We start from the raw sequence: 17,101 nt of genomic DNA, 5'->3' as shown, positions 1-17,101 counted from the left end.
GTCCAAATTAGAATAATTAAACATTTCGTTAATAATATGCATAAAACCTTTTTTTATTCAGAAAATTTAAACAAATAAAAAAACCACCTAAAAAGATGGTTTTTAATTTTACTTCATTCACTTCATACCAATCGTAACGCTATATGTACATGTGAAGCTTTCATTTGGCTCAATACTATTTACACCTAAACGATTTTTCATTTCTTTCACCGGGCCTGCCTCGTCTGCAATACCATACCAAGGTTCAATACAAACAAATGGTGCAGTTTTCGTTGTCCATATTCCTACGTACGGAAAGCCCTCAAAATCTACCTTAACATAGCTTGAATGATTTTTTGAATGAATTGAAATTGTATTCTTGTTTAATTTTTCAAGAATTAATGCATCATCTTTAAAAAGCTCACGAGTTAATGGAAGAACATTCGTCTTGTCTGCGATCAATTCCCTCTTTCCATTACGATAAGCCCCTTCTAATTTGATTGTTTCAATCGTTTCATTTTCTTCAAATTGTATGTAATAGTCTTCAAAAGATTCATTCTCCAATAAAGGTACATTAAATGCTGGATGGGCACCGATTGAAAATGGCATTGAAACAACATCGTTATTCGTCACTTCATATGTAACATATATCGATGAACCTTCAATTCGATATTTTATTTTTAAAGAAAATTTAAAAGGATATTTTAATAAGCTCTCACTATTACTAATTAACTCATAAGTAATCTCATCTTGCTCTTCTTTTATCACGTTAAAAACCATATCACGGGCAAATCCATGTTGAGTTACTTCGTATGTTTTATCATTAATCTTATATTGGTTGTTAATCAATTTACCCACAATTGGAAATAGGACTGGAGCATGTCTCCCCCAGAATGAAGGATTCGCATTCCACAGAAATTGAATTCCGTCTTTTTTCGATTCGATACTCGTCAATTCTGCACCTTCAGGTTTAGAGGTAACTTTAATGTATTCATTTTGTAATATAGACATGATCAATTTGCTCCTTTATTTTCATTAACCATTATTATAGCAAACTTCACAATCAAAAACCTGTTTCATCCTTATACCCCATTTGTTTTCGAAAGTCTCTATTAAAGATGATTGCTTTTGCTCGCTTTCCAGGGGGCAGACTGAGCATTAAATTAAAGAAAAATCTTTTTTTAAATACAATCCACTTTTACTGCTAGGCTACTTGTAATGTAAACGCTGGACTTCTGGCCTTTCATAAAGTGGGGCATTCAAGTGTTAGAGATGACGTTGTGATATTAGCAAGCCTACTTTACCTTGTTAGATTTCATTTGTCTGCATTTCCAATAGAGACGTTCTTTTTCAACTTAATTCCTTTCCCACCTTAAAGGTCACAATCTTTTCAGATACTTAAACAAATAGAAAAGAGGTAGGTTTAATCCTACCCCTTAATCCATAGATATTTAAAAAGTATTATCGAGAAAATCCACCAAGGCTTTGTTCAGCCATTTGTACTAAACGCTTTGTGATTTCACCACCAACAGAACCATTCGCACGAGAAGTTGCATCTGGGCCAAGTTGTACGCCAAACTCAGAAGCAATTTCATACTTCATTTGATCTAAAGCAGCTTGTGCACCTTCTACAACTAATTGATTACTACCTGAATTATTTCTATTTGACATGTGTTGTCACCTCCTTGTGAGTATAGAGTGTGATAAAACACATGTCTTCATACATAATTTTTCTGGAAATTTTTAGTAATTTATAATAAAGCGTCTATATCAACATGTTCTTCTACGGAATTAAACTGTTTTGTCATCATTTCATTTTCGAAAATGAGCGTTTCTTTCGAAGCTACTGCCACGTTTATTAAATCGGTAAAGTCAAAGCGACTTTCAAAGCGCGCTACTTTATCACGCTTAGGTTTTGTAGTTGGATTCGCAGGTGTAAAGATCGTACAGCAATCCTCATACGGTCTAATACTAATATCATACGTATCAATTTTTTTAGCAATATCCATGATTTCTAATTTATCCATTGCAAGTAATGGGCGTAAAACTGGATAGTTTGTTACCTCATTAATTGTATGCATACTATCTAGCGTTTGGCTCGCAACTTGTCCTAAGCTTTCACCAGTCGCTAAAGCTAGTGCTTTTCGTTCCACTGAAACTTTTTCTGCAATTTGTAACATGATACGTCTCATAATTGTCATTGTATAGCTAGCAGGCATTTCTTTGTGAATTGCTTTTTGAACTTCTGTAAAAGGAATGACATGAAGCGTTACTCTCCTACAATATCTTGTTAACGTACTAGCTAAATCTGTAACTTTTTGTTTAGCACGGTCACTTGTAAATGGAGGACTCTCAAAATGAATTGCCTCAATTGAAACGCCTCTCTTTAAAAGCATATAAGCTGCAACTGGACTATCAATTCCACCAGATAAAAGAAGCATTACCTTTCCGCCTACACCAACCGGATAGCCACCTGCACCATATTCCTCACCACATGTAATATAAGTTGCATCATCACGCACTTCCACTCTTACGGCAACATCTGGATTATGAACATCTACAGTAAGGTGCTCTGTATTTTGCAAAATATAGCCACCTAGTTCACGATTTAATTGTGGTGTGTTTAATGGAAATTGTTTATAGCTTCGTTGAGCATTTATTTTAAAAGTTTTTACAGTATCGCCTAATTCCTCAATTGCTTGTAATGCACCTTTTTTAATTGCTTCCAATTCAGTATCAACTTTTCGAGCATAACTAAACGTGTGAATACCAAAAACTTGTTTCAAGTTTGCAGCAACTTTTTCATGGTCTTCACCATTTAATTTAATATACATACGATCTCGAGTAGCCGTAATTTTAATGTTTTCAAAACTTTTTAATCGATTTCTAACATTTTCTCTTAAGATACTAGTAAAACGACCTCTATTTTTTCCTTTTGTTGTCATTTCACCATAGCGGATTAATATATATTCTACATTCATTTTGTTACCTCGTTACTTTATATAAATTTTTAATTACTTCACTCATAACTTCATTAAACATCTTTACTTCTTCGATTGTGTTCTCATAGGAAAGACTGATTCTAATTGCACTTCCAGCAACTTGTTCGCTTTTCCCCATGCTTTGTAGCACACGACTAATTTCATAATTCTTAGAAGAGCAGGCAGATTTAGTCGAAATATAAATATTTTCTTCAGATAGAGCATGTACAATTACTTCAGGCTTTAACCCTACAAAAGAAATATTTAATATATGAGGTGCAAAATTTGAAGATGGAGAGTTAATGACAGCACCATCAATTTTCTCCAAATGATGTAATAATTCATTTCTTAATTTTAATAAATCATCACTTTTCGATTTTTGCTTCTCAAGGGTAATTCTTAAAGCTCTTGCCATTGCAACGATTCCTGCTAGATTCTCAGTACCAGAACGAATTTCTCTTTCTTGAGAACCACCAGTCATCATAGAAGATAATGTGACACCTTCACGAACATATAAAAGTCCTGTTCCTTTTACACTATGAAATTTATGACCTGAAACAGAAAGTAAGTCAATTGCAGATTGCTTTATATGTAATGGTACCTTTCCAATTCCTTGCACTGCGTCTACATGAAAGAAAATTTTGGGGTACTTCTTTAAGAATTGTCCAATTTCATAAATCGGTTGAATAGCTCCAGTTTCATTATTTACATGAATAATTGAAACTAAAATAGTATCTTCTCTCAAAGCATCTGCTACTTTTTCAACTGAAATAAATCCATCTTCATCTGGAGACAAATACGTTACTTCAAAACCGATTCCTTCAAGTTGCTTATACGCTTCATAAATCGAAGGGTGCTCCATTTCTGTTGTAATTAAATGTTTCCCTCTTGAACGATGCATCATCGCAGTTCCTTTTATAGCTAAATTATTTCCTTCTGTTCCACCCGATGTAAAAATAATTTCAGTCGGTTGAACCGAAAGAAGATCAGCAACTTGTAATCTTGCCTTAGATAGTAATTGTTCTGACTTACCACCTAATTTATGAATAGAGGATGGATTTCCAAAAAACTGTTCTGAGACAGTCATGTATGTTTCTAATACCTCTTTATATGGCTTTGTAGTCGCACTATTATCAAAATAAATCATCACAGTTCCTCCATGCTGCTCACTTAAGTCCTTATTATAGCCGAAAACAGACTGAAACCCCTAAGATTTAATCTATAGGGGTAGTGTGTACTTTTGTTCATTTAGTATTTCTTGTAATTTATTAATTGCACCTGGTTCAACACTTTCAATAGAAGCCGCTGCTTCTTCAAGAGCTTCGTTGTATTGGAATTCCCTGAAAAGTTGTTCAGATTTGTTCATTGCAGATGCAATTTGTACATTTTTACTTCTATAGCGATTACCATATTGTATCACTTTTTCTACAAAATATCCTTGTTCGATCATAAACTTTGTATCATTATAACATTCATTAACAGCAGTAGATGCTTTTTCTAATAAAATAGAAACCTTGCCCATTTTTAATGGCTTTTTCTCTAATTCTAAGTAGACAATTTGCATACTTTCTTGAGCCTTTTGAATTTGTTCTAATGATGAGACAGGCATTCCTGGTAAGTTAGAAATTTGAACAAGACGTTTGACCTCTAACATTAGTCGCTTCATATCAATTAATTGATCTCTTGCTTGAAGTTCATCTTTACGAAGGGCCTTTAACATTTCAACATACATTGCATGAGATTCTTTCACATCCAACATTTGCTGTTTCAATAAATCTAGTTCCCCACGAATGACTGAAAATGCAAGATCTTGTTCTGCCACTCGAATTTGTAATAATTCAAAACGCTTTGTTATGATGCTTACTTGTTTTTCTACAAGCTTTTGAGCTTGCGTATCCTCTTCGTTTAACTCATAAATTTGTTGAACTAATTGAGTCTCTTCTTTTGTATTTAAATTTGCTTCACGAATTCGGTGGATTTCTTCTTGTGCTGACCAAATTTCTTTCTCAACAATATATTTACTTTCCACTTCTTGCTCTAACAAATCATAGATTGAATCAATTTTATCTTTAACAGATTCAAGTTTTTCATTTGCTTCAGTGATATTTAAATTCTTAATTAATTCAATACAATCATTACATATTTTCGAGCAGTCAGCTGCTTCACTTTCAATTGCTTCATATTCAAGTGAATAACCATCAGTTTTCATTTGTTTTAAGCCTTCAAGTAAATTATGTATTTGTGATGGGATTGTCGTCGAAGATTCAATATACAAATCAGGTATAATTTGCATATGAGCTTTGATTGTATTTACTTTGTCAACAATCGTTTTTACTAACTCTCTAGCTTCTAAATAATTCCCTTGTTCAGTAGTTTCATTAAACAATTGAATTTCTTTTTTAATTTCATCAAGCTTTTTCTCTAACTGAGTTTCTGAAATTGAATATAAGTGACGATGAGTAAGTAATAGTTTTCTTTGTTCAAGATATTCTTGATTTAAATGTTCAATATCCGAATTATTCTGTTCTTCGCTACCTATTAACTCACTTACTTCACTTAAAATCGTATCAATATTTGCTTCTGCTTCTTTTAGTACATTTTCCAATTCTGCAATTGTATTTTTTGCATTCATGAAATGGTACTTATTGATTGCTTCGTCAATATCATAAACCGAATCTGTTACTTTTGGTAACACAGTTGTGACTAATTCATCCCAATCAGTTCTCCACTTTTCAAAGAGCTCCTCTGTTTGACCGGTCATATTTAAGCCCTTAAGCTTTGACAACTCGTCAGTAACTGGCTTACTCATCAGTTGCATTCTCCAAGCCTCAAGCTCATCAAGTCTTTTGTATAAACGGTTGCGCATTGTTAGGGCTATAATCATTAAAGCAATAACAATAGAAATTACAATTAAAATTACTGGGATTGTCATTTCCTAGGTGTACCTCCTCTGCTTGCCTTCTAATCTATTTATCGTTCTGTGACATTTTTTGATGTTTTAAGTCGTTTCATCTTAGACTTTATAGTTTATCATAACATGATACAGTTGATTTTTGACCTTATTTTTTCAATTTTTTTAAATATTTATCAAACTATAATAAATATTGTAATAACTTGTCAAAAAACATGATTTTTAAACAATGAAAATCGCCTTTCCTTGTGATTACTCACATTAAAAGGCGAACCATTTAAGAGTACATTTTTAAATCAGTCAAATCGAGTGTATTTAATCCCAAAAGGGAGGAAATCCACTTTTCCACATATTCCTTATATCTGTCAAAAAAATAAGTATCATTTTGTTGAATATATAGTACTTCATTCATATAACTAGGAAATAAGTATGGTGTGGATAGAAAAGATTTTAATTGAACAAAGAACACTGAAAAAGGCACAGTGATATTTGTATTATTTAATCTTAGTGCATCATAGATCTGAATAAATGTATAACGCTCTCTTGCCAAATATGTCATCATAATTTCTCTAATAAATACGGAATCCAGTGTTAATTCCCTATAAAAAATAGATGCATATTCTTTTTTATGAAAATTATAATTCAAAACTTCTTCTACTAGTTCAATTAATACAGAGTCTGCTTTTTTAGATTCAAAAACTAGACTATATTTATTTAAAATCGCTACGTATCCTTCTAAAAAATCTACAATAATGTGCTCTAATAATCCTTGTTTCCCTTTAAAATAGTAAGAAATTGTTGCAATATTAACATTGGCTTTTTTGGATATATCTCTCACTGATGTACCTTGATACCCATTAGTTTTAAATAATGAAAGGGCCGTCTCGATGACTTTATTCTTAGTTGCAAGTTTTTCTTGCTCCATACATGTCACCTCTACTTCTACACAATTTCCTTTTTTAAAACATTGGCGAAATCCTACTAAAATCCTTTATGAAATAGTCGACAAAATTACCAGTAATCTATTGAAATATGCTATGATATTCCAAATGATATAGGGAAAGGGGTCAACTTATGTTTCAAAAAGTCGAATATTCAGGTACGAAAGAGCAACAATATAAGACACTTACATCACAAGTGAAGGCTTTAACGCATGATGAATTTAATTTAATTGCGAATTTAGCTAATACAGCTGCACTTTTAAATCAATTCTTACATGATATAAATTGGGTTGGTTTTTATTTAAAAGATGAAGATCGCGATGAATTAGTATTAGGACCATTTGTAGGTCTTCCTGCGTGCGTCCGCATTCCATTCGGAAAAGGAGTTTGTGGAACATCAGCTCAAACTAAAACCGTACAACGCATTGATAATGTTCATGATTTTCCGGGACATATCGCATGTGATGCAGCATCTAACTCAGAGATTGTTATTCCTTTTTACCATAATGGCGAAGTAATTGGAGTATTAGATATCGATAGCCCTGAATTTAATCGTTTTGACGAGATTGATCAACAATTTTTACAAGAAATTGTTAACATTATCGAAGGAAACATTAAGTAATAAAAAAGGAATCCAAAAATAGACATGTTCTATCTTTGGATTCCTTTTAATTTGCAATTGTAACTTTATTTTTACCCGTATTTTTTGCGATGTATAAAGCATCGTCTGCACTCTTAAATAATTTATCGATTGATGAAGTATTATAAGTACCATTTCCCCATGCAGAGACTCCACATGAAGTCGTTACTCTCGGACTAGAAATCTTTTCAACTTCTTCAATAATTCTAGAAGCTACTTTCTTCCCAGTATCAATACCGATTTTTGGTAAGTATGCAGCTAATTCTTCTCCACCCCATCTTGCAGCAATATCAGTAGAACGTACTACATCTTTAATAATATTAGCTACTTGAACTAAAACATTATCGCCTATTTGATGACCATAAGTATCATTAATTTTCTTAAAATCATCAATATCCAATAATATTAATGTACCTTGAGAATCTTCCTGCATACTCTTGCAAATTTGCTCTTCTAAATACGCTCTAGAGAATAGATCAGTTAAGTGATCTGTAGCAACCAATTGTTCCAATTTCTCTTGTAGCATTGTATTTCGAAGCGCTAATTTTGTTGGTTCCATAACATTTTGGACCAACGTACGATCATCATATTTAAATTTAAATGGATTTCGATGAAGCATGATTGCTACACCTTTTAAACCTGTCGTCTCGATTTTAACAGCTACAATCGAATTAAAAGGGTATTGTTCATAACATTCTTCCTGTGTGGCATTTACCTTCAATAAAGTTCCATCATGTAATTTTATATCCTCAACGATTTGTCCAATCAGCGAATTAGCGAATTCCGAATTAAAATAGCTTGTACTACCATCTAACACTTTGAATTGATTATGTTCTTGGAGTATCACAATCGCAAACTCTTCACATTCAAATCGATTTTGAAACTTATTTACTAAATAGTTTAAAAGCTCTAAACTATGAAGGTTCTGATTTAAATTTTGGCCTACTTCATTTACAAACTGAATTCGTTTTGCACTGTCTTCAACCTGTTGATAAAGCTTTGCATTTTCTAAAGCAATTCCTGCTTTAGAAGCTAATAATGTAAAAAACTCTTGTTCAGAGACTGTAAATCGATTGGTATTCTTATTACATATTTGAAGCACTCCATAAACACCTTGTTGTCCGTGTACTGGAGCATACATATAAATAGAGTCACTATTCGTTTCATATGTATTAATATTTTCACTATATGCCTGAATAGCATATGGATTTGCATCTTTATCCATTGGTGAAAATTGTTTTACTTCAATATGAGACGGTTCTACACTTTGATTTGTAAGTAAAAGTAGATATTCATAATTCGGGTAGACTGTTTTTAATGAAGAGATAATTTCGTAAAAAACATTTTCGATATTAAATGATGAATTTAGTTTCGAAGTGATTTTTGATAACTGTAAATACTGTTTACCTTGTTCAACCGTTCTCGCTACTTTAACTAATAGATCTCGTAACTCAAAAGTTTCTTTGTGGATGTTTATTAAAAAGCTTTCACTATATTGCTCGAGCTTGTCCTTTTCGCCTGTAAAATCAAATTCTACTATGTGGATATCACTTTCTTCGTAATACCATAAATACAAAAAAGTATGATGTAAATTATGTACTATTCTGTATTTGCTCTCTCTGTCGAATTCAATATTAAATTTTTCAATCGATACATTCAAGATTACTTCATATTGTTCTTCGTCCTCAAAAAATCTATTATACGTTAAAGACTCAAGCGATTCTCCATTACCATTTTTACCGTATAATGTAACAGCACTTGCCCCTAAAACATCACAAACTAATTTAGAATATTTCTTATATACTTTTGAATGATGTTGGAAATTATCATGATTTACCATCAAATCAAAAAATTCTGATTTCAAATACAATATTTTACTTTTCTCATCGAGATTCATACAAAATCACCTACTTACTATTTAAGAAATGAACTAAAATAACTATTTTTACAATTCCCATTATAAAACAATTAGTTAGTTTTTCCTACAACTATTTTTATACAAAATTGGACATTTTCTTATAATTCCGACAAAAATACTTCATCATATAAAGCAAAGTTTCCATACAATTTTTCTATTTTTTTCATATTATAATTTCTATTTAAATCATAAAAGCATTCTTGACTAATCAACGTAATCTAGATATAATATTCTTTGTGTAAAATAACGCAGCGTTGTAAGCACGGGCTTGAAATTTATTTTGTTCCTCTTAACAGAGGTGTCATCGCGTAACTCCGGCTGCTGGGGCGAGGATACATGAAAGCAAAATAAACAAACTGGGGCTACACGAACGTTTTTATTTTACTCCAAAATAAAAACTTGAAGGAGGAGACATCTATGTCTCGTTATACAGGATCTACTTGGAAATTATCTCGCCGTTTAGGCATTTCATTAAGCGGAACAGGTAAGGAATTAGAAAAACGTCCTTACGCACCAGGTCAACACGGACCTAACCAACGTAAAAAATTATCAGAGTACGGTTTACAATTACAAGAGAAGCAAAAACTTCGTCACATGTTCGGAGTTAATGAGCGTCAATTCCGTCGCACATTCGACATCGCTGGTAAATTAACTGGTAAACACGGTGAAAACTTCATGATCTTATTAGAAACTCGTTTAGACAACGTAGTTTACCGTATGGGTCTTACTCGTACTCGTCGTGCAGCTCGTCAATTAGTTAACCACGGTCACATCTTAGTTGATGGTAAACGTGTAGACATCCCTTCTTTCCGTGTGAAAGTTGGCCAAACTATCGGCTTACGTGAAAAATCACAAAACTTAGCTGTAGTTAAAGAAGCTGTTGAAGTTAACAATTTTGTACCTGAGTACATCACTTTCAACGCTGACAAATTAGAAGGTACTTTCAACCGCTTACCAGAGCGTTCTGAATTACCAGCTGAAATCAACGAAGCTCTTATCGTTGAATTCTACAACCGTTAATATTATCGCTTCTTAGGAAGTGATGCAAAAACCTCTAGAAATGTTGATTTATCAACGATTCTAGAGGTTTTTTATTTTTTACAACTTTTTTATATCAAAACTTCCGACAACTATAAAAAGAATACTACTACTATCATGACTATAGAAAATGACCAAGTTCCAATATTTTTTTGGAACTTGGTCATTTTTTCTTTATTTCTCTGAATTTAACACCATTACAATCTGAGCCCCATTATTATCAATATATTCTAGGACAATTCCATACTTGGAAAGCTTAGCAGTACCTGTTCTCTTAATGTCTGTGTATGACTCAAGATAATTAAAGGTTACTTTATCTTTTTCAATTTTAGTAATTGTACCTTTGTAGAATAATGCATCACCATATGTTGGAGTTTGAAATCCTAAATATAACTTCGTATTATCATCTTGTAAGCCCATCACATAGTCTCCAGCGTAGAGTTCGTAGGTTTTAGAATTTAATAAAGCTTTAAATAAAAAATTCTGTTCTTTTCGTACTTTATCTGTTAATGATTTAGGTGCAACAGTATACTTCACATCGCTTGCTTTTAGATACTTCTCTTTTCCTATACTGTAATAGTTCATATAATCAAGTTTATAGACACCAAACTCTTGACCCTTTTTTACTGAAGTTCCCTTGATATATTTATTAGTTTTCAAATCCTTCTTATATACAATTGTGTTTTTTTTGACTATTACTTTCCCAATCATTTCCTTAGTGAGATTTATCTTTCCCCACTTTACGTCGTTTGAAGCAGCATTAACATTAACATTTGGAATGTTAAATGTAATTAACATAATTGTTAATACCAAAAATAATACCTTTTTCATTTCAAGTTCCCCTTAATTTAGAAATTGTAAAATTATACCAATTAATTATATAACAATATACTAATTTTAACTAATAAATTTTAAAATGTCCCCTGCATCTTTTTGAAGGGCTAAATTATTCGTCAATCCAACCAGGAATACCCGGGTGCAAAATGAACTCTACCTTCCCAAGTTGTGCTATATAGTCCAAGCTTTTATCCTTGTCCTGGTTTATACATCGATATAGCTCCAACTGTCTTTGAAGGTTAAAACAAAAAAGGCCTCGAATTATTCGAGAGCCAAAAAGAGAGGTGTTTTTAATGAAGGCAATGCTACTGTTATTTTAAGCTTAATCTTGCTAAATCATGTTGTACTGCATTATTACCAGTTTGTGGATCAAACTCAAGAGCACTTAATCCAAAAGTACTCACTACTACGTCTTTGTCTTTCGGATGAAAAATTCTTACTTCATACGCAAAAACAGTTGCTGGTAGTGCAAGTGATCTAAAAGTACGATATTGACTTGGTGGAATTAAGATTGTTGATGGATCTACCATTGGTATAATGACTGGTGAACCTGAAGACCAATCGAACATTTGAACCGTTACTGAACGAAAGCTATCTGGATCAGCATTCATTGCTTCAACTGTTAGAAAAGATGTGTCAGAATGTCTTCTTAATACTCCAGTCGATAAAATTCTTGTACCCAATTCTATCTCTCCTATTATATTATTTGGACAAGCTTTGTCCATATAATATAAAATGTCAATTTAGAAAAAAAGCAACGGACAGTAACACATTCAATCCTATTATTTCAATATTTTTTCATAAACAAAAAATAAAGTTAATCAAATCTATTAAATGAATTGCCTCTTTTCTAAAAGATAGTTGCATTTTAGATTTGAAACTCTAAAGATAGAAGTTGATTTCAACGGAAGGTGCGAGACTCCTGTTGGAGTTGCTGGAAGGCCGAGACCCCGCAGGCCAAGTACGGTAGGCATGCTAAAACCACGACGTCCTGTCGTAACGCATGCATGATCCACATCCTGTGGACCCAGGAGGCTCAGCTCCGCCCCACGGAAAGGGAGCATCCTGGAGTTGTAATCAACTAACGCATTCTTAAAAACAACAATGGATATGAAGCTGCCAATCAATTAAATATGATCATAGTATAGAGCTTTTAAAATAGATAAACATTCTCTAATATATGCAGTAGGTAGTATTACGGTTGGTGTTTTTGCTGGTAATCCTACAATGTGTAAGCCCTGTTTTTCAGCTAATTTAATTGATCTGAATAAATGATAGTCATTTGTTACAATAATTCCTTTTTCATTAGCTTTAATATAATTCTTAGAAAACTTCATGTTCTCATATGTATTCGTTGATAAATCCTCTTTTATAATTCGATCTTCTTCAATCCCTAGTTTAATTAATTCTATTTTCATGCACTCTGCTTCAGAAATCAGTTCATCTTTACCTTGTCCACCTGAAACGATCATTTTTGTTTTCGGATTTTTTTTAGCATATTCAGCTGCGGTTTCAATTCTGTACTTTAGTGCTAATGTTGGCTTATTTTTCTTTAATCCCGCGCCTAATACGATTATATAATCCGCATTTTTAGGTACTTTATGTTTGTATTGTAAGTAACTATTTATGCCGATAAATAAAAAACAAAATACATAGACAAAAATTCCAAATAGTACGAAATAAGTTATCATTTTAATAAAGCCCATTTGAAGGTTTCCTCAATCTTTCATATTTTATTTTATATTGTATCGAAAATTGAGGTCTTTTTCATTAAAAAAAGCAAACAATTAAATGTTGATACATAAAATTGTTTGCCTCAGTATTTATTTATCTAGGATATTTTTCATCCATTGGATCATGTTGATCTTTCGAAAGTCTTTTTTGATGAGCTTTCGTTTTTGCATCTACATGATTTGCATCACTCGGACGATTTTTCTTTGAACCACCTGCTGCATGACTCATTTCTTTCCCTCCATCTAACCAGTTAGTACAAAAACTAGTTTACGTAGAAAGAACTTGTTTATGCAATTTTTTGAGAATCTTTCATTTCAATTTCACCATCTAGACTTTTTCCAATAATCGCTGCAATGATACTAAATAATGGTGTAATAAATAGGATAAATGCAAATGGTAGGTATTCTAATACTGGAACACCTAATGTCGCAGCAAAAAATGCACCACTTACACTCCAAGGAACAATTGGGTTGAATAATGTTCCGCCATCTTCAAGTGCTCTTGATAAGTTTTTAAGCGGAATATTCCTTTTAATAAATACATCCTTTAATAATTGACCTGGCAGTAAAATTGAAAGATATTGTTCTCCTGTTAACAGGTTCACACCGATTGCAGACAAAGTACTAGCAATAACGATATTACCTTTTCGTTTTAAATTAATTAATGATTGAATCACTGTATCAAACACTCTTAATTCTTGTAATAAACCACCTAAAGCAAGTGCAATAAAAATTAATGAAACAGACCACATCATAGACTGTAACCCACCGCGGTTTACGATTGAGTTTAGCATTTCATTCCCTGTATCTAATTGGAATCCGCTTTGAAGTGTCGTAAATACTTGTTCTAACGATACTCCCTTTTGGGTAATAAATGCTAAAATAATTGAACTGATGATCCCAGCAGACATTGTTGGTAAAGTTGAAAAGCCTTTAAATGACATGATAAATACAATGATACAAGGTACTAATAAAAATGGATTAATTTCAAAGCTTGTTGCAATTGCTTTTTTCATCTCGTTTACTTGTGCCATATCAGATTGTCCATGCCCCATTCCAATAATTAAAAACAATATAATCGTTACAATTAAAGCTGGAATTGTTGTGAATGCCATGTGACGAATATGTTCATTAACTTTTATTCCTAATATACTTGGTACGAAATTTGTAGTATCTGAAATTGGTGACATTTTATCCCCAAAGCATGCGCCACAAATAATTGCACCTGCTGCAATTGCTGGAGAGACACCCATAATATGTGCGATCCCCATCAATGCTACACCTACAGTTCCAATCGTAGTAAATGTACTACCTGTAAAACTTGCTACAATAATCGTTATAAAAATTGCACTAATTGCAAACCACTTTGCCGAAAGAACTGAAATCCCGTAAAAAAGTAGTGTTGGAACTGTTCCACTTAACATCCAAGAACCAATTAATAGTCCGATCATCATTAAAATCAATGTAGGTGAAAGACCATTTTGAATTCCTTTTTTCATACCATTTTCAATTTGCTCCCATTTAAACCCTTTCGCAACTCCAAAAATAGCTAAACTTACTACACATAGTAATAAGGGAATGTGTGGTTCTGTTTTTAAAATAACTAGACAACTAGACATAATCAATGTGAATAATCCTATAATAGATATTAATTCAATCTTTTTCATGACGCGTATCTCCTCTTTAATTGTAATGTTTACATTTCCATAAATACATGTTCTCTAAATTTTTTAAAACCTAATTTTTCATAAAAATTCTTTGCAATTCTGTTATCCGTCCAGTAATCCAATTCAATTCTGTTCATTTGATGCTCACGAGCGAAACCTGCAATTTTATGAATGATAAAAGAGCCGTATCCTCTGTTTTGTTTACCTTCGACTATATTTATTTGGTGAACATAAAGGCTGCGAAAAGCCTTCTTAAATGGAGTTTCTTGAGAATTTTTAATTTCAATCCATGCGTACCCGACAAAATCGTCCTCATCTTTTATTAATAAAAATAGATGATTAGGATGATTTACTACTTCTTTAAAAAACTCAGTTACTTCATCTAAATTGTGAATTTTAAATTGCTCGGGAAAGAGTTCAGCATGCAAATTCTGTACACTCTCATTTAATTTTGCCAATATTCCGTAATCTTTAGTTAGAATCATTTCCATGAATGTTCCCCCTTTTTTAAAAAATAAAAAGATCGAGGTTATCCCTATAAAAATAGGGACGACCTCGATCGCGTTACCACCCTAGTTATAAAGAAAATTCACTTAAAATCAAATTAAAAGTTTTTTCTTTATCACTCGATATCTGTAACGTAGACTTACGTTCTTCCCTTCATTAGAATCTCTAACTACGAAAAGAAAACTCCCGAAATGTAATTCGTTGATTGTTTAGACGAGTTCACACCGACCACTCGCTCTCTGTAACTAGTGACAATCATACTACTGCTTTTTCGTTCACTGTTTATTCATTATGATAATGTAATTAAGTGGTATTTCTTTTTACCACGACGGATTATTATAAATTGCTCTTCAATTGCATCAAGCTTAGATAATACTTTTGCAACATCTTGTATACGATCACCATTTACGTACACTGCACCGTTTTGAACATCTTCGCGTGCTTGTCGTTTAGATGGTGAAATTTTAGCAGCTACTAATAAATCAACTAATCCCATTTCTGCTTCATTTAAAGCAAATGACGGAACATCTTTAAAACCTTGTTTGATTTCATCAGCTGTTAATTCTTTTACAGATCCACTAAATAATGCATCCGTAATTTTAATTGCTTGATCAAGTGCTTTTTCACCATGAACTAATTTAGTCACTTCAGCAGCCAATGCTTTTTGAGCAACACGTTGCTCTGGTGCTTCATTAAATTGTTTTTCTAACGCTAAAATTTCTTCTTTCGATAAGAAAGTAAAGTATTTTAAGTATTTAACAACATCTCGATCGTCTGTGTTAATCCAGAATTGGTAAAATTCATAAGGAGTCGTTTTTTCTGGATCTAACCATATAGCTCCACCTTCTGTTTTACCGAACTTTGAACCATCCGCTTTTGTTACTAAAGGTACAGTTAAGCCAAATGCTTTTGAATCTTCTTCAGTTTTTCGAATTAGTTCCATACCTGCAGTAATATTACCCCATTGATCACTTCCACCAATTTGAAGTTTACAATTATGGTCTTGGTATAATTTTAAGAAATCATAAGATTGTAAAATCATGTAGCTAAATTCAGTAAATGAAATACCTGCATCTAAACGTGATGCTACTGAATCTTTAGCAAGCATGTAATTTAAACCAAAGTTTTTCCCAATATCGCGTAGGAATGTAATAACGTCTAAATCGCCAGTCCAATCAAAGTTGTTTACAACTTTGGCAGCGTTTTCACCTTCAAAGCTTAAGAATGGTAAAAGTTGTGTACGAATTCGTTCACTGTACATTTGAACTGTTTCTGTTGTATTTAATGTACGTTCTGCTTTTTTACCACTTGGGTCACCAATCATACCAGTTGCTCCACCAACAACACCAATCGGTTTATGTCCAGCAACTTGGAATCTCTTAAGCATTAAAACAGGTAATAAATGACCGATGTGTAAGCTATCGCCTGTCGGGTCAAAACCACAATATAAAGAAACCGATTCTTCAATAAGTAATTTTTGTAATCCTTCTTCGTCAGTCATTTGATTAATTAATCCACGAAATTCTAAATCTTGTAAAATCGTTGTCACTTTTAATCAATCCTCTCTATCCTTAAATCATCATTTTATTAAAACAAAATAAAAAGTCCCTACTGTTAAACAGTAGGGACGAATAATTAAAATCGCGGTACCACCCTAGTTGTAGCTAATTAAATTAGACTACCTCTCATACAATTAACGGCTGTTAACCGTTCTAATCCTAGTTTGTTATGTATAACAAATGTCGAAAAAGAATGCTCCAGGGTGTAATTCATGTCAATGTTTGTGCTAATTCTCACCAACCATTAGCTCTCTGAGACCATTCCATTCACACTACTAAACCTTTCAACGCTCACTATTAAAATGTTATGAAACATTTATAACACATATAATTCTATTAAGTCAAATAGAGAATTAAAATTTAATTAATTTTAAATAAAAAATTACACAT

At 32.5% G+C, this 17,101-nt stretch carries 16 protein-coding genes and 2 other annotated features; of the genes, 2 read left to right on the top strand and 14 right to left on the bottom strand.

Going from position 1 to position 17,101, the window contains the following annotated elements; all coding sequences use genetic code 11:
• Window positions 1–117: 117 nt before the first annotated feature.
• From V7056_RS05085 to refZ, 6 genes are all read right to left on the bottom strand, one after another.
• Window positions 118–993, bottom strand: coding sequence for an aldose 1-epimerase family protein (locus V7056_RS05085; protein WP_499699910.1), 876 nt, complete (start codon window positions 991–993; stop codon window positions 118–120).
• Window positions 994–1,440: 447 nt separating this feature from the next.
• The gene (locus tag V7056_RS05080; protein WP_499699895.1) at window positions 1,441–1,650 is read right to left on the bottom strand and encodes an alpha/beta-type small acid-soluble spore protein; all 210 of its coding nucleotides are present in this window, start codon (window positions 1,648–1,650) and stop codon (window positions 1,441–1,443) included.
• 80 nt (window positions 1,651–1,730) lie between these two features.
• Window positions 1,731–2,960, bottom strand: coding sequence for a tRNA uracil 4-sulfurtransferase ThiI (gene thiI / locus V7056_RS05075; protein ID WP_499699893.1), 1,230 nt, complete (start codon window positions 2,958–2,960; stop codon window positions 1,731–1,733).
• A gap of 4 nt (window positions 2,961–2,964) precedes the next feature.
• The gene (locus V7056_RS05070) at window positions 2,965–4,107 is read right to left on the bottom strand and encodes a cysteine desulfurase family protein (protein WP_499699892.1); all 1,143 of its coding nucleotides are present in this window, start codon (window positions 4,105–4,107) and stop codon (window positions 2,965–2,967) included.
• Between the two features lie 72 nt (window positions 4,108–4,179).
• Window positions 4,180–5,892 (bottom strand): septation ring formation regulator EzrA, encoded by a 1,713-nt coding sequence (gene ezrA / locus V7056_RS05065; protein WP_499699890.1) that lies wholly within the window; start codon window positions 5,890–5,892, stop codon window positions 4,180–4,182.
• A gap of 256 nt (window positions 5,893–6,148) precedes the next feature.
• Window positions 6,149–6,796, bottom strand: coding sequence for a forespore capture DNA-binding protein RefZ (gene refZ / locus V7056_RS05060; RefSeq protein ID WP_499699888.1), 648 nt, complete (start codon window positions 6,794–6,796; stop codon window positions 6,149–6,151).
• A 149-nt stretch (window positions 6,797–6,945) separates the two neighbouring features.
• Between refZ and V7056_RS05055 the strand changes: the two genes are divergently transcribed.
• On the top strand, window positions 6,946–7,434 hold the full coding sequence (locus V7056_RS05055) for a GAF domain-containing protein (protein ID WP_499699886.1): 489 nt from the start codon (window positions 6,946–6,948) through the stop codon (window positions 7,432–7,434).
• A gap of 46 nt (window positions 7,435–7,480) precedes the next feature.
• Here V7056_RS05055 and V7056_RS05050 read toward each other — a convergent pair whose 3' ends face one another.
• Window positions 7,481–9,349, bottom strand: coding sequence for a sensor domain-containing diguanylate cyclase (locus tag V7056_RS05050; protein WP_499699884.1), 1,869 nt, complete (start codon window positions 9,347–9,349; stop codon window positions 7,481–7,483).
• 438 nt (window positions 9,350–9,787) lie between these two features.
• Here V7056_RS05050 and rpsD point away from each other — a divergent pair, with 438 nt between their 5' ends.
• Window positions 9,788–10,390: a 30S ribosomal protein S4 gene (rpsD, locus tag V7056_RS05045; protein ID WP_499699882.1), complete on the top strand. Its 603-nt coding sequence runs from the start codon at window positions 9,788–9,790 to the stop codon at window positions 10,388–10,390.
• 192 nt (window positions 10,391–10,582) lie between these two features.
• On the opposite strand, the gene V7056_RS05040 is transcribed toward rpsD, so the two are convergent.
• The 7 genes from V7056_RS05040 to tyrS all read right to left on the bottom strand — a co-directional run bounded on the left by V7056_RS05040 (window position 10,583) and on the right by tyrS (window position 16,701).
• Window positions 10,583–11,239, bottom strand: coding sequence for a hypothetical protein (locus tag V7056_RS05040; RefSeq protein WP_499699881.1), 657 nt, complete (start codon window positions 11,237–11,239; stop codon window positions 10,583–10,585).
• A 317-nt stretch (window positions 11,240–11,556) separates the two neighbouring features.
• Entirely contained in the window at window positions 11,557–11,928 is a 372-nt protein-coding gene (locus tag V7056_RS05035; RefSeq protein WP_499699879.1) for a hypothetical protein, read from the bottom strand.
• 444 nt (window positions 11,929–12,372) lie between these two features.
• On the bottom strand, window positions 12,373–12,951 hold the full coding sequence (locus V7056_RS05030) for a YdcF family protein (RefSeq protein ID WP_499699877.1): 579 nt from the start codon (window positions 12,949–12,951) through the stop codon (window positions 12,373–12,375).
• Window positions 12,952–13,072: 121 nt separating this feature from the next.
• Entirely contained in the window at window positions 13,073–13,207 is a 135-nt protein-coding gene (locus tag V7056_RS05025; protein ID WP_088002766.1) for a hypothetical protein, read from the bottom strand.
• 58 nt (window positions 13,208–13,265) lie between these two features.
• Window positions 13,266–14,645: a Na+/H+ antiporter NhaC gene (nhaC, locus tag V7056_RS05020; protein WP_499699875.1), complete on the bottom strand. Its 1,380-nt coding sequence runs from the start codon at window positions 14,643–14,645 to the stop codon at window positions 13,266–13,268.
• A gap of 29 nt (window positions 14,646–14,674) precedes the next feature.
• Window positions 14,675–15,136 (bottom strand): GNAT family N-acetyltransferase, encoded by a 462-nt coding sequence (locus V7056_RS05015; RefSeq protein WP_499699874.1) that lies wholly within the window; start codon window positions 15,134–15,136, stop codon window positions 14,675–14,677.
• 51 nt (window positions 15,137–15,187) lie between these two features.
• Window positions 15,188–15,440 (bottom strand) — a binding site (T-box leader).
• A gap of 1 nt (window position 15,441) precedes the next feature.
• On the bottom strand, window positions 15,442–16,701 hold the full coding sequence (gene tyrS, locus V7056_RS05010) for a tyrosine--tRNA ligase (protein ID WP_499699870.1): 1,260 nt from the start codon (window positions 16,699–16,701) through the stop codon (window positions 15,442–15,444).
• A 71-nt stretch (window positions 16,702–16,772) separates the two neighbouring features.
• Window positions 16,773–17,008 (bottom strand) — a binding site (T-box leader).
• Between the last annotated feature and the right edge of the window lie 93 nt (window positions 17,009–17,101).

Origin of the sequence: Bacillus sp. JJ664 (genome assembly GCF_036962205.1) — a bacterium.
Classification (GTDB): domain Bacteria; phylum Bacillota; class Bacilli; order Bacillales; family Bacillaceae_G; genus Gottfriedia.
This window is presented reverse-complemented; position numbering and strand designations above follow the sequence as displayed.